At 42.8% G+C, this 269-nt stretch carries 1 protein-coding gene; it reads left to right on the top strand.

The window, feature by feature from the left end; genetic code table 11:
- Positions 1–269, top strand: a 269-nt coding sequence (locus AAEY68_RS21150; protein WP_350586838.1) for a two-component regulator propeller domain-containing protein, incomplete at both ends; no start/stop codon positions are given.

Genomic DNA, 269 nt, shown 5'->3' with positions numbered 1-269 from the left:
ACGCTGGTGGATGAATATCAGGGTGATTTTAAGCAAGTGGGTGTTAGTGGCAATGCACGGGGTATCAAAGCAAACTCCAATATTTATACACTTGCAGAATACCAGAGTAACCAACTTTGGATTGGTACGATGGACGGAGTAAATCGTTATGATATTGAAAGTGATGTAATTCACCACTACCCACTACAATTAAGCGATAACCAACCCCAAGTTACTGTGTACTATCTGTATGTCGATGGTGCAGAGCTATACCTTGGCACCAGCAACGG

Source organism: Pseudoalteromonas sp. RB2-MNA-CIBAN-0110 (assembly GCF_040309305.1).
GTDB lineage: Bacteria > Pseudomonadota > Gammaproteobacteria > Enterobacterales > Alteromonadaceae > Pseudoalteromonas > Pseudoalteromonas arctica.
The sequence above is the reverse complement of the archived record's forward strand: the minus strand, read 5'-3'. Positions and strand labels throughout refer to the sequence as shown.